The organism is Aeromonas sp. 602658, from assembly GCF_049173005.1.
Classification (GTDB): Bacteria; Pseudomonadota; Gammaproteobacteria; order Enterobacterales; family Aeromonadaceae; genus Aeromonas; species Aeromonas veronii_A.
Genome location: NZ_JAAKRF010000012.1, coordinates 26332 through 38620 on the forward strand (window position 1 = coordinate 26332; position 12289 = coordinate 38620).

Consider the following 12289-nt stretch of genomic DNA (forward strand, 5'->3'; position numbering starts at 1 on the left):
CAAGACAATGTTGCTGGCTGGCGTCGAATACCTTTCTGCCTACGCAGCCGCCATCGGGGAGGATGCGTGATGAAACGTCAGATAAACCTCTATGGTGCCGAGTTTCGTCCCAAGCGGCAGTGGGCCAGCCTCAATCAGATGGCGTTGGTATGGGGTGTTGCGCTGTTGCTGATCCTGCTGACGGCTATCGGTTACAGCTGGCAGCAGCAACAGGTCAGCCGGGCGCTAGCGCAACGCACCGCCGAGCTGGAGCTCAAGCGCAGCGAGGCCAGACGCCTCGATGCCGAGCTGGCGCGCCATCAGGCGGATCCCCGGCTGCAACAGCAACTGGTCAATAAACGGGATGAGCTGACCGCCAAGCAGGGGTTGATGCGTCAGCTCGGTAGCCTGTCTCTGCAAAAATCCCAGGGCTATGCCAGCGTGATGGCGGATCTCTCCCGCATTCGCAGCAGCAACCTCTCGTTGCAGCGCATCGAGATCAACGAAGGGCGGATCAACCTCTCCGGTTTTGCCGGACGCAGTCAGGATGTGCCGGCCTGGGTCAACCGCTTCAAGCAGACCCCGAGTCTGGTAGGCAAGGAGTTTGGTGAACTGACCCTCGGCCGTGACGAGGAGGGTCGTCTGACCTTCCAGTTGAGCGGCATCGCGCGGGAGAAACCCTGATGAACCTGAAAGCACAATGGCAGGCGTGGGGCCAGCGTATCGCCCGGTTGAGCCAGCGGGAGCGGGTGTTGATCCTGCTTACCGGTCTGGTTTTGCTGGGCGCTGGCAGCATCTACGGTTGGCTCGATGGCGCCGATACCCGCCTGCAGCAGGATCGCATGGCCCTGAGCGCCGCCGAGCGCGACCTCGAAATCATGGAGCTGGAGAACCTCGGCAAACAGGCTCGGCTCAAGTGGGATCCCAATCAGGGCGTTCGCGACCAGCTGGCGCAGGTCGAAGCGGATCTGGCCCGGATCGACGATGAGCTGAAGGCCCAGACCGTCGATCTGATCCCGGCGCACGAGATGCCGCAGGTGCTGGAGGCGCTGCTCTCCCGCTCCGCCAACCTTCACATGCTGGCGCTCAGTTCGCTGGAGCCGACCCCGCTGATGGCGGGAGAACAGAAGGTCAATCTCTACAAACATGGTATCCGGCTTCAGCTTGAAGGTGGCTATTTCGATGTTTATCAATATCTTAAAGCGCTGGAAGCCTTGCCGCGCCACTTTTACTGGAAGCAGTTCGACTACCGGGTCAAATCCTATCCCGGCGCGGTGGTGGAGATGGAGATCTACACCCTGAGTACCAGCAAGGAGTTTATCCGTGGCTAGAGTGTTTGCGTTGTGCTGTTGCCTGTTCAGCGTGCTGGTAAAGGCGGAGCAGGTCGAGGTATTGCAGGATCCCACCGCACCGCTGGCGGATGTGGCGATTGGCGCCCGTGCGACCGGCGAGAGCAACACCGGTTTACCGAAGCTGCAGAGTGTGGTGCTGGGCAATGGCCCGGCGCTGGCGGTGCTCAATGGCAAGAGTTATCGGGTCGGGCAACAGGTGGATGGCTATACGCTGGTGGCCATCACGGCAGATGCCGTGGTGCTGGAAAAGGCGGGCAAACGCCACGCGGTCACACTCTTTGCCAGCAAGATCCGGGTTTGAGTCGTGCTTGCCTTTCGAGAGGTGGAGCGGCTTTATCGAGTTTAATTGCAAGTCAGGGTGCTCTAATTACATGAAAAAACACCGTCTCTGTCTGATCACCATGGCCATGATGGCCGCAGGCTGTACCACGTATCAGCACCCCGAGCCGACCCAGGCCAAGGATGCTCTCAAACAGGCCATGAACGAACAGCAGAAGCAGGCTGCCCCGCTGACCGCCTTGCCCAAATCGGTGCAGAGTGAATTGCTGCAGCTGAACCGGCCGCAGATGCCGGTCGGCATGCCGGAGAAGCGGCTGCGCATCGCGGCTCACGACGTGGAGGCGGTGGAGTTTTTCGGTTCCCTGTTCAAGGGCTCCCGCTACAGCGTGGCGGTTCATCCCGGGGTGGCCGGGCTGGTCTCGGTCGAGCTCAAGGATGTGACCCTGCCGGAGGTGCTGGCGGTGGTAGGTGACATGTATGGCTTCGACGTGCAGCGCAAGGGCAATGTCTTCCACATCTATCCGGCGGGTCTGCGCACCGAAACCATTCCGGTCAACTATCTGATGATGTCCCGCCGTGGCCTCTCCCGCACCTCGGTCAGCACCGGCGGGGTGACTGCCAATGACAACAACAATGGCAGCAATAACAGCAGTTTCGACAGCGCGTCCAACAACAGCGGCAGCAACAGCTCCTCCAGCAACAACTCGAGCGGTGACAACAGCAACGGTACCCGGATCGAGACTGACACCAACAGCGACTACTGGACCGATCTGCGCGACTCCCTGCAGACCCTGATTGGCACGGGTGATGGTCGCGCCGTGATTACCAGCCCGCAGGCGGGTCTGGTCACTATTCGCGCCTATCCGAAGGAGCTCAAGGCGGTACGTGAATTCCTCAATCAATCCGAGAGTCACCTCAAGCGCCAGGTGGTGCTGGAGGCGCGGATCATCGAAGTCGCCCTCAACGAAGGGTATGAGCAGGGGGTTGACTGGAGCGGTCTCTCCGCCAGTTGGGATGGCGGCAAGGGTATTACCGGCGGCCAGTCACTTGCCAAGACCCAGCTGCCCACCACCCCCAACCAGATCTTCAGTGCGCTGGGCGGCGGCGCCGGTTTCACGATCTCTGATGGCAACTTCGAGGTGGCGGTCAACCTGCTCAAGACCCAGGGCGATGTGAATACCCTCTCCAGCCCGAGGGTCACTGCGACCAACAACCAGAAGGCGGTGATCAAGGTGGGGACGGACGAATATTTCGTCACCAATGCCTCGACCACTACGGTGACCTCGACCGGCACGGCCGAACCTATCGTGACCCCCAATGTGGAGCTGACCCCCTTCTTCTCCGGTATTGCGCTGGACGTAACGCCGCAAATCGATGAAGAGGGCAAGGTGCTGCTGCACATCCATCCCTCGGTTATCGATACCGAAGAGCAAAACAAGGTGATCGACATGGGTACCTCGGGCGGCAAGTTGCAACTGCCGCTCGCCAAGAGCTCGATCCGCGAGTCCGATACCGTGGTGCAGGCCAATAACGGCGACATTATCGTCATCGGTGGTCTGATGAAGACCGACAAGCAGGAGATCGTCAGCAAGGTGCCGCTGCTGGGAGATATTCCCTGGGTGGGCGAAGCCTTTACCAATCGTCGCGAGAGCACCAAGAAGGTGGAGCTGGTGATCATGCTCAAACCGACCGTGGTGGAGAAAGATACCTGGCAAAACGAGCTGCAGCGTTCCGCAGATCTGCTCGACAAGTGGTATCCGGCGAAGGGGTAAGCCATGAGCTGGCGATTGGCATCTTTCCATTCCGCCGTACTGCGGGCCGAGGCTCGCGGTCGCAGGTTCCCCGTACTGGCTGGTGAGCGCCCATGTACCTGAGCCACTTCGGCCTGCAGGAGGCGCCGTTCGGCCTCACCCCCAATACCGGCTTCTACTACGGCCTGCCCCCTCACGAGGAGGCGCAACAGGTGCTCAATTGGGCGCTGGCGCAAGGGGAGGGATTTATCAAGGTGACCGGCGAGGTGGGTACCGGCAAGACCCTGCTCTGCCGAAAACTGCTGAGCGAGCTGGGCTCGGAAGAGTGCCCGGTGCGGCTCGCCTGGTTGCCCAATCCCCACCTCAGCCCGGCCGAGCTGCGCACAGCGCTGGCGCTGGAACTGGGGTTGTCGGTGCGGGAGCAGAGTGAGCTGGATCTTACCGATCGCATCCATCGTCACCTGATCAGCCTGCACCAGCAGGGCAGTCGGGTGGTGGTGCTGATCGATGAGGCCCAGGCGCTGCCTGACGAGACGCTGGAGGCGATTCGCCTGTTTGGCAATCTCGAGACCGAATCGAGCAAGCTGCTGCAGATTGTGCTGTTCGGCCAGCCGGAGCTGGATATCAGACTGGCCAGGCCCCACCTGCGCCAACTGCGCCAGCGGATCGGCTTTTCATACTGCCTGCGCCCGCTGCGCTTTGACGAGACCCGCGCCTATCTGGAGCACAGATTGCAGGTCTCCGGCTACCGCGGGGCACCACTGTTTGCCGGCCGCGCCATGCGGATGCTGTGGCGGGCCTCGCGAGGGATCCCGAGACTTATCAACATCCTGGCGCACAAGTGCCTGATGCTGGCCTACGGTCAGGGGAGGCGCCGGATCGATAGCCGTCTGGTGAGGCTCGCCATTCGCGATACCGACGATGCCAGCCGCTTTGCGCCATTGCGCTGGTGGCCCCTGTTACTGTTACTGTTGCTGGGGTGCGCCCTGGCTTATGGAGTCTGGCCATGAGCGTTATCAACCAGATGCTGAAAGATCTGGATCGGCGCCAGCAAGGCGCCGAGGGAACTGCCGTCTATATTGCCCCTGCGCGCCAGCAGGGGTGGTGGATGTTGCTGCTGACCCTGATCTGTGGTCTGGCATTGGGGATCCTCGGTTGGCGCACCTGGATCTACTGGCAGCAGACACACCCTGTCGTCGCCGCCAGCGAAGTGGTGGTTCCCGATGTGGTGACACGGGCCGCCGAGCCAGTCAATCCGCCCGAGCCGGTCGCAGTGGCCGCTGCGCTGCCGTTGCCGGGTGGGGATGAGAGAGTGGCTGATACCGCTGGCGGGCAGGTAGAGGGAGAGATGGCCGATGGTGCCCCCTTTGATGCCTCCAGCGATGTTGACGATTCGGAGCCGACCGATGAAGAGCTGCAGCCCGAGCTCTACGCCGAACTGGCGGCAGAGCAGCAGGCTGTCGCCAGCGCCCCGCGTAAACCGGGCATATTGAAGATCGAGACGGTCGAGCTGTCGGCCAAGGAGCTGGCGGCACTGGCGGAGCGCAAGGCGACGACCGCCATGGCCAAGGGAAGCCTGCGGGATGCGCAGGACAACTACTATCAGGTGCTGGCCCACGATCCCTATAACCAGGGGGCGCGCGAGCAACTGGCGGGGTTGCTCTACGGCGAGGGGCGCCTGACCGAGGCGCGCCAGCTGCTGGAGGAGGGGATCCGGCTCGATCCCCAACAGGCCGATTTTCGTCTGCTGCTGGCCCGTCTTGCCATCAACGAGGGGCAGCAACAGCAGGCGCTTGGCTGGTTGTCCGGTTATCAACCTGATCTTGCCAGCAACCTGGACTATTACGCCACTTGGGCGGGTCTGACCCAGGAGCTGGGTCAAAATGCCGATGCGGCGGCGCTCTATGTGAAGCTGCTGCGCCAGCAGCCGGATCAGGGCCGCTGGTGGCTTGGTCTCGGTGTCGCCGAGGATGGTCAGGGGCACAGCCAGCGGGCACTCGATGCCTATCGCAACGCCCTGCTGCACGGCAATCTCGGCGAGGCGTCGACCAACTGGCTGGAACAACGAATTGGCCAACTAACCCCTTGATAAACGCAGATTCGATGAGCGAAGCCTCATCGGATGCGGCAACGGGTGTGAAGTAACAGATATCGGAGCAAACATGGCACAACCCAGACTGAAAATGCGCCTCGGCGACCTGCTGGTTCAGGAGCAGATCATCTCTGATGATCAGTTGCAGCTTGCCCTGCAGCAGCAGCGTCAGACCGGACGCAAACTGGGTACCACTCTGATTGACCTCGGCTTTATCAGCGAGGTACAGCTGCTGCAGTTCCTCGCTCGCCAGCTGGATGTACCCTTCTTCGATCTCAATAACCTCACCATCGATGCCGCCGCGGTGCCGCTGCTGCCCGAAGTGCAGGCGCGCCGTTATCGGGCGCTGGCGGTCAACCTTACCGACGACAAGGTGACGGTAGCCATGTCGGATCCGGCGGACTTGAGTGCGCTGGATGCCATTGCTGCCTTGCTGAGCCCGCGGGAGATGGTGCTGGCGGTCGCGCGGGAAGGGCAGTTGCTGGACTATTTTGACCGCCTCTATCGCCGCACCCGCGAGATTGAGAGCTTCGCCGAACAGCTGCAGGAGGAGTATCAGGACTCCGGCTTCGAGTTGGGTTCAGGTAATCTGGGGGCCAATGACGAGGGGGAGGCGACGGTGGCCAAGCTGCTGCGCTCCCTGTTCGAGGATGCGGTGCAGGTGGGAGCGTCGGATATCCACATCGAGCCGGACGAGAAGGTGCTGCGCATTCGCCAGCGGATCGACGGCATCCTCCACGAGAATATCCTCAACGAGGTGCGCATCGCCCAGGCGCTGGTGCTGCGTCTCAAGCTGGTGGCCGGGCTCGATATCTCCGAGAAGCGCTTGCCGCAGGATGGCCGTTTCAACATGAAGGTGCGCGGCCGTGATGTGGATGTGCGGATGTCCACCATGCCGGTGCAGTATGGCGAGTCTGTGGTGATGCGTCTGCTGGATCAATCCTCCGGCATCCTGTCGCTGACCGAGACCGGCATGCCGCCGGAGATCCTGACCCGTTTCCGTCGTCAGCTCAAACGCCCGCACGGCATGATCCTGGTGACCGGCCCCACCGGTAGCGGCAAGACCACCACCCTCTATGGCGCTCTCTCCGAGCTCAACCAGTCCAGCAACAAGATCATCACGGTCGAAGATCCGGTGGAGTATCGTTTGCCCCGTATCAGCCAGGTGCAGGTCAATCCCAAGATCGGTCTCACCTTTTCCCACGTGTTGCGTTCTACCCTGCGTCAGGATCCGGACATCCTGCTGGTGGGTGAGATGCGTGACAACGAGACGGTGGAGATCGGCCTGCGTGGCGCCATCACCGGTCACCTGGTGCTGACCACCCTGCACACCAACGATGCGGTGACCAGTGCCTTGCGCCTTATCGACATGGGGGCGCCCGGCTATCTGGTGGCGAGTGCCCTGCGGGCTGTGGTCGCCCAGCGGCTGGTGCGGCGGGTATGTGAGCACTGCGTCGAGGAGAAGGCGCCCGACGAAGGGCAGGCCACCTGGCTCACCGTGCTTTCCGGCGAGGCGCCTGGCCAGCATACCTATCACAAGGGCCGGGGTTGCCAGAGCTGCAACTTTACCGGTTATTCCGGCCGGATCGGGGTCTACGAGCTACTGGAGCTGGATCAGCCGATGATGGATGCCCTGCGCCGCAACGATGCGGAAGGGTTCGCCAAGGCGGCCCGTCAACACGAACACTACCGGCCGCTGGCCCTCACTGCCCTCGATTATGCCCGTCAGGGGATCACCTCGGTGGATGAGGTGTTGCGACTGGCCGAGGATTTGGGGTAAGCGATGGCTAACTTTGCTTACAAGGGGCGTGACAGCCAGGGCAACGCCACCAGTGGCGTGGTCGAAGCGGCCAACGAGATGGCGGCCGCCGAGCAGCTGATGCGCCGTGGTGTGATGCCCACCGAGCTCAAACCGGGCAAGGCCAAGTCCGCCGCCATCGACTGGTCACTGTTGCTGGAAGGTGGCGTCAAGCTGGATGAGCTGGTGATCTTCAGCCGCCAGATGTATGCCCTGACCCGGGCCGGGATCCCGATCCTGCGTGCCATCGCCGGGTTGGAGGAGAGTACCCACAGCAAGCCGCTCAAGCGGGCGCTTCACTCGCTGGGGGAAGATCTTGGCAACGGTCGCCCGCTCTCCAGCTCGATGCAGGCGCACCCCAAGGTATTCAGCAGCCTGTTCGTCGCCATCATCCATGTGGGTGAGAACACAGGTCAGCTGGAAGAGTCCTTTTTGCAGCTCGCCAACTATTTCGAGCTGGAGCTGGAGACTCGCAAGCGGATCAAGACCGCGATGCGCTACCCCAGCTTCGTGATGATCGCCATCGGTATCGCCATGGTGATCCTCAATATCATGGTGATCCCGGTGTTTGCCGGCATGTTCGCCAAATTCGGGGTGGAGTTGCCGCTGGCGACCCGCATTCTGCTCGCCACCTCGCACTTTTTTGTCAACTACTGGTGGCTGCTGCTCGCTATTCTGGCGGGGATGGTGTTCGGTTGGCGCCGCTGGGTCGCCACCACCAAGGGCAAGCTGACCTGGCACCGCTGGCAGCTCAAGTTGCCGATCGTCGGCACCATCATAGAGCGCTCCCTGCTGGCCCGTTTTGCCCGCAGTTTTTCCATGATGCTCAAGGCAGGGGTGCCGCTGAACACCGCGCTGACCCTGGTGGCCGATGCGGTGGATAACGCCTATATGGCGGGGCGGGTACGGGATATGCGCGCCGGTATCGAGCGGGGCGAGAGCCTGCTTCGCACCGCCAGCAGCAGCGGCCTGTTCACCCCGCTGGTGATGCAGATGATCGCCGTGGGTGAGGAGACCGGTCAGGTCGATGACCTGCTGCACGAAGCGGCCGAGTATTACGAGCGCGAGGTGGATTATGACCTCAAGAGTCTCACCGCCCGCATCGAGCCGATCCTGATCGGGATCGTGGCAGTAATGGTGTTGATCCTGGCGCTGGGTATCTTCACGCCTATGTGGGACATGATGAGGGCCGTAAGAGGCAAGTAACCCCGTATCTTCACGCCAGAATGGTGGGACATGATGCGAGCGGGATGTGAGTGGTTCGTAGCAAGTAACTCGGCATCTTCACACCTGAGTGGCTGGGCATGATGAGCGTCGTAAGAGGCAATAGGGCGAGGGAGTCGAGGAGTGGATGAACAGACAGACACAACAGGATGATCGCTGGCTGGCCGGATATCGGCGGATCGCCGTGATAATCCTGCTGATGGTGATCGTCACGACCCTGGTGCGCAGCTATCAGATCAACCGGGAGGAGGCGCAACAGCTTTCGCTCACCCTGCTGGGAGAGCAATTTGCGGAGCGGGCACAGCGTTTGCACGGGATCTGGCTGAATGAACGGCGCCCCGACACCCTGCATAGCGCGGGTCATGGTTGGCAATTTGATGAGCGTGGCTGGCCACTCGGACTGTTGCCCCTGCAATCACCATCAGAAAATTGTCGTCAGTTGTGGCTGGCGTTGGTGGGAGAGACGGAGGGGGGCATGCCACCCTTGCAGTTTCTGGCCCGCCCCGATGGCAGCGGGTGCGAGATGGGGTGGGATGGTTATTGGCTGGTTTATCTGTTTTCCGACGGGCGAGTGATTAAAAAGCCTTGAATGAGGCTAATCATATGACCCAACTACATGATTTTTTTAGGTCTGCATGAAATAATATCGGCCATTACCAAGGGAGCATGAAAATGAAACCAATGGCACCATCAATGCCAAATAACGGGATGACAAGAGTGACCGCCGGCTTCTCCCTGATTGAGCTGGTGATCGTTATCGTGATCCTGGGGATCCTGGCGGTAACAGCATTGCCCCGTTTTCTGGATGTAACCGACGAGGCGAAAAAGGCCAGCGTCGAGGGCGTCTCGGGTGGTTTTGCAACAGGAGTGTCGCTAGTGCGGGCCCAGTGGGAAGCGGAAGGGCGCGCCAAACAGGATAGCCTCAATACCGTGCTCTATGACGGCAGCCGCTTCTATCTGACCACGCCGACCGATGCCCAGATCAGCAACGGCGAGTTGTCTCCCGGCTATCCCATGGATACTGCGGCTAGCGGCAATCCGGATGTGGATCCGGCCAATCTGAGCGCAGAGCGTTGTCTCAAGATTTGGGAGGGGTTGCTGCAAAACCCGCCCAAGGCTACGGCCAACTTCAATGAAGTACGCGGTAGCGGCAATGACCTGAAATACTATGCCACTGTGAGCAGTAATGGACTGGATTCGGTCTGTCGTTACTATCTGGTCAATAGTTTGAGTAAGGGCAGCGATGGCAAGTATCAGGATCCGCAAGGCAGTACTGATGCATTCATGAGTTTCAGTTACCGTCCGGCGTCCGGTCAGGTGACTACCAACATCAATTGACAGAGGAAAGTGAAATGAAAAAACAGGCGGGTTTTACCCTGATCGAACTGGTTATCGTGATCATTATTCTGGGGATTCTGGCGGTCACCGCTGCACCCAAGTTCCTGAATCTGCAGGATGATGCGCGTAAAGCAGCTGCTGATGGGGTCAAAGCATCACTACAGAGTGCGGCTCAGATGATTTACAGTAAGGCGGCTATCCAAGGTATTGAAAACTCTTCTTCGGCAGTCTCTGTTGCTGGCACTACCGTCGATGCCAAGTATGGCTATCCGACAGTAGGTACCATTGCAAACGCCGTTACTTTAGATGGGTGGGATGAAGTATCTGCATCCAAAGGGACCTTCAAGCCCAAGGCGGCTGGCAATAACGCTAATTGCCAAGTTAAATACAATGAGGCCACTTCAGCCGCTGCATTCAGTGTTGATGTGACAGGTTGTAGCAACTGATTGAATTATCAAGCGAGGCTTTGGCCTCGCTTTCTTCTTTCCCCCTATGAGAAAAACCATGCCTGCAACCAAGGGCTTTACCCTGATTGAACTGGTTGTGGTGATCCTGTTACTCGGGATTCTCGCCGCCTTTGTCGTGCCCAAATGGCTGGGCAAAGGCGGCGTTGAAACTCAAACTGTGCGTGATGAACTGCTGACCCGTCTGCGGTTGGTACAGACCGTCAATATGCATGAGCCTGCCAACCGCTGTACCCTGCTGGTGGTCGCCTCTCCCCGTTTTGCCCACCGTACTTATGCGGCGTGTCCCGCCAGCGATGATCTGGGCAGTGGTTGGACCGATAACCTGCGCACCCGTGGTCGGCTGGTGACCGCCTCTGACGGAATCACGCTTTCCCTGAACAGCAACAGAAGCTTCGTACTCCGCTTCGATCAGATGGGCAGACCGCTAGGCAGCTGTGCCAACGGTTGTACCTTGCTGGTGAGTGATGGTCGCGAAACCAGCCGCATCCAGATTGAGTCTGAGGGGTATATCCATGAGATCCCTTAAGCGCGGCTTTACCCTGATTGAGCTGATTGTCGGCATAGTGCTGCTGGCGGTGGCCTTGACCGGCATATTGGGGTTACTCATCAATCAGGCGCCCCGGGCGGTGGATCCGGTACAGCAGGTGCGTGCCGCCCAGCTGGCCCAGCGCCTCTCCGGCGAGATCCTGCAAAAGTCGTTTGATGAACATTCGGATCATAATGGTGGCCGTTATCGTTGTGGCGAGCAGGTGGCGGGGGTGAACATAGCTCCCTGCTCCGGCAGTTATGGCCCCGATGGTGAGCCGGCTCCCTACGCCTATAACGATGTGGATGACTTCGATACTGCGGGAAACTGGCGGGATGCCAGCTGGTTTACCCAGACGGCGGCGGGGATCAGCGGCGAGGAGTATCGCAACTATCAGGTCAGGATTGCGGTCAGCGCCGTCGATTTTAGCGATGGCACCTTCAAGAGTTGTACCGCGCCCTGTTCTGTGGGCAAGCGGATTGATCTGCAGATCAAGCTGCCGGATGAGAGCGTACTCGACTTCTCCTTCTACCGGGGGAACTACTGATGAATCGTTCCGCTGTCGGGTGTTGCCTGCCTGTCCGAAAGTCCGCTCCTGTAACCACTTCCGGCCTCCGATTATGTCTGGCGGCTAGTCGAACTTACCGTAAACCTGGGGGTAACAGTGGCTTTACCCTGGTCGAGCTGGTGATGGTGATCCTGCTGCTGGGCATCATGGCGACATTTACCAGCCAGTTTATCGGCATCGGCAGCCAGATCTATGGTGATGCCAGCAGTCGTGAGCAGTTGATGAGCGATGCCCGCTTCGCCATGGAACGGCTTAATCGCGAACTGCGCGATGCGGTGCCGGGATCGGAGCGGATCGAGACGCTTGATGGTACCTGGGTTGACTCGGGGGCTTGCCTGCGGTTCTGGCCTATCAGCACCTCCAGCCGCTATCTGGCGCTTAACCGTGCCATGTCGGGGAGCACGGCCACCCTTGAGCTGGTGATGGCGACCCCGGCTTCTGCTGCCAGCCCGTCGAGTGCAGATCCGTTGGCCGTCGGCAAAGGTGACTGGATGATCGTTTTCCCGGTACCTGACCCAAGTGCAGGGTCGCTGCTGAGCAATTGTGAATATGGCCGCTGTGTGGCCAGGGTTGCTGATGTGCTGGCGCCCGTCTCCGGCGCACAAACGATCCGCTATACCAATAGCGAGAGTCTGGCTGGCCTCTCTCCCGGTAGCCGTGTCTACTTTGCCAATCAACAGGTACGTTATTGCGTTGATGGGGGCACCCTCACTCGTGCCAGTGCCGCAATCGGTGCTCCTTTACCTGCGCAAGGCGTGCTGATGGCAGAGTCGCTCCGCGCTGGCGGTTTCTATCGGGAAACATCGGCATTCAACGCGGAAGGGGAGTTTGGCATGCGGTTCTTGTTCGAACGCAAGGGGGAGTCGGTCACCTTAAGCCACAAGATCGAGGTGTTCAATGTCCCGTGATGCACTC

The 12289-nt window shown here is 60.1% G+C and carries 14 protein-coding genes; all 14 read left to right on the forward strand.

Annotated elements, in window-relative coordinates; genetic code table 11:
* The first annotated feature begins 69 nt into the window (after positions 1-69).
* Positions 70-663 carry a PilN domain-containing protein gene (locus tag G5253_RS10920; protein ID WP_128834786.1) on the forward strand — a complete coding sequence of 198 codons (594 nt, stop codon included), beginning with the start codon at positions 70-72 and terminating at the stop codon, positions 661-663.
* Positions 663-1310, forward strand: coding sequence for a type 4a pilus biogenesis protein PilO (gene pilO / locus G5253_RS10925; RefSeq protein ID WP_128834788.1), 648 nt, complete (start codon positions 663-665; stop codon positions 1308-1310). Before G5253_RS10920 ends, pilO begins: the two co-directional genes overlap by 1 nt.
* Positions 1303-1632: a SctD/MshK family protein gene (locus tag G5253_RS10930; RefSeq protein WP_106844136.1), complete on the forward strand. Its 330-nt coding sequence runs from the start codon at positions 1303-1305 to the stop codon at positions 1630-1632. The genes pilO and G5253_RS10930 overlap by 8 nt, the downstream gene beginning before the upstream one ends.
* Before the next feature lie 70 nt (positions 1633-1702).
* Entirely contained in the window at positions 1703-3382 is a 1680-nt protein-coding gene (gene mshL, locus G5253_RS10935; protein WP_421203311.1) for a pilus (MSHA type) biogenesis protein MshL, read from the forward strand.
* A 92-nt stretch (positions 3383-3474) separates the two neighbouring features.
* The gene (locus tag G5253_RS10940) at positions 3475-4371 is read left to right on the forward strand and encodes an ExeA family protein (RefSeq protein WP_216952746.1); all 897 of its coding nucleotides are present in this window, start codon (positions 3475-3477) and stop codon (positions 4369-4371) included.
* A complete protein-coding gene (locus G5253_RS10945; protein WP_266134568.1) occupies positions 4368-5450 on the forward strand; it encodes a tetratricopeptide repeat protein in 1083 nt (360 codons plus the stop codon). Before G5253_RS10940 ends, G5253_RS10945 begins: the two co-directional genes overlap by 4 nt.
* 73 nt (positions 5451-5523) lie before the next feature.
* Complete coding sequence (gene mshE, locus G5253_RS10950; protein WP_106844139.1) at positions 5524-7233, forward strand: MSHA fimbrial ATPase MshE; 1710 nt, start codon at positions 5524-5526, stop codon at positions 7231-7233.
* 3 nt (positions 7234-7236) lie between these two features.
* Positions 7237-8457 carry a type II secretion system F family protein gene (locus G5253_RS10955; protein WP_005340027.1) on the forward strand — a complete coding sequence of 407 codons (1221 nt, stop codon included), beginning with the start codon at positions 7237-7239 and terminating at the stop codon, positions 8455-8457.
* Between the two features lie 145 nt (positions 8458-8602).
* On the forward strand, positions 8603-9064 hold the full coding sequence (locus tag G5253_RS10960; protein WP_128834793.1) for a hypothetical protein: 462 nt from the start codon (positions 8603-8605) through the stop codon (positions 9062-9064).
* A gap of 77 nt (positions 9065-9141) precedes the next feature.
* Positions 9142-9813, forward strand: a complete 672-nt coding sequence (locus G5253_RS10965) for a prepilin-type N-terminal cleavage/methylation domain-containing protein (RefSeq protein ID WP_106844142.1) — start codon at positions 9142-9144, stop codon at positions 9811-9813.
* Positions 9814-9827: 14 nt separating this feature from the next.
* Positions 9828-10259: a prepilin-type N-terminal cleavage/methylation domain-containing protein gene (locus tag G5253_RS10970; protein WP_106844143.1), complete on the forward strand. Its 432-nt coding sequence runs from the start codon at positions 9828-9830 to the stop codon at positions 10257-10259.
* Positions 10260-10317: 58 nt separating this feature from the next.
* Positions 10318-10806: a type II secretion system protein gene (locus tag G5253_RS10975; protein WP_128834795.1), complete on the forward strand. Its 489-nt coding sequence runs from the start codon at positions 10318-10320 to the stop codon at positions 10804-10806.
* Entirely contained in the window at positions 10793-11353 is a 561-nt protein-coding gene (locus G5253_RS10980; protein WP_128834797.1) for a type II secretion system protein, read from the forward strand. Before G5253_RS10975 ends, G5253_RS10980 begins: the two co-directional genes overlap by 14 nt.
* Entirely contained in the window at positions 11353-12282 is a 930-nt protein-coding gene (locus tag G5253_RS10985) for a PilW family protein (protein ID WP_421172668.1), read from the forward strand. The genes G5253_RS10980 and G5253_RS10985 overlap by 1 nt, the downstream gene beginning before the upstream one ends.
* The last annotated feature ends 7 nt before the right edge of the window (positions 12283-12289 follow it).

Bases quoted from the DNA above. Each gene is read 5' to 3' on its own strand.
- G5253_RS10970 (WP_106844143.1), top strand. From the start codon at position 9,828: ATGAAAAAACAGGCGGGTTTTACCCTGATCGAACTGGTTATCGTGATC.
- G5253_RS10940 (WP_216952746.1), top strand. From the start codon at position 3,475: ATGTACCTGAGCCACTTCGGCCTGCAGGAGGCGCCGTTCGGCCTCACC.
- G5253_RS10985 (WP_421172668.1), top strand. From the start codon at position 11,353: ATGAATCGTTCCGCTGTCGGGTGTTGCCTGCCTGTCCGAAAGTCCGCT.
- G5253_RS10920 (WP_128834786.1), top strand. From the start codon at position 70: ATGAAACGTCAGATAAACCTCTATGGTGCCGAGTTTCGTCCCAAGCGG.
- G5253_RS10955 (WP_005340027.1), top strand. From the start codon at position 7,237: ATGGCTAACTTTGCTTACAAGGGGCGTGACAGCCAGGGCAACGCCACC.
- G5253_RS10975 (WP_128834795.1), top strand. From the start codon at position 10,318: ATGCCTGCAACCAAGGGCTTTACCCTGATTGAACTGGTTGTGGTGATC.
- mshL (WP_421203311.1), top strand. From the start codon at position 1,703: ATGAAAAAACACCGTCTCTGTCTGATCACCATGGCCATGATGGCCGCA.
- mshE (WP_106844139.1), top strand. From the start codon at position 5,524: ATGGCACAACCCAGACTGAAAATGCGCCTCGGCGACCTGCTGGTTCAG.
- G5253_RS10945 (WP_266134568.1), top strand. From the start codon at position 4,368: ATGAGCGTTATCAACCAGATGCTGAAAGATCTGGATCGGCGCCAGCAA.
- G5253_RS10965 (WP_106844142.1), top strand. From the start codon at position 9,142: ATGAAAATGAAACCAATGGCACCATCAATGCCAAATAACGGGATGACA.
- G5253_RS10960 (WP_128834793.1), top strand. From the start codon at position 8,603: ATGAACAGACAGACACAACAGGATGATCGCTGGCTGGCCGGATATCGG.
- pilO (WP_128834788.1), top strand. From the start codon at position 663: ATGAACCTGAAAGCACAATGGCAGGCGTGGGGCCAGCGTATCGCCCGG.
- G5253_RS10980 (WP_128834797.1), top strand. From the start codon at position 10,793: ATGAGATCCCTTAAGCGCGGCTTTACCCTGATTGAGCTGATTGTCGGC.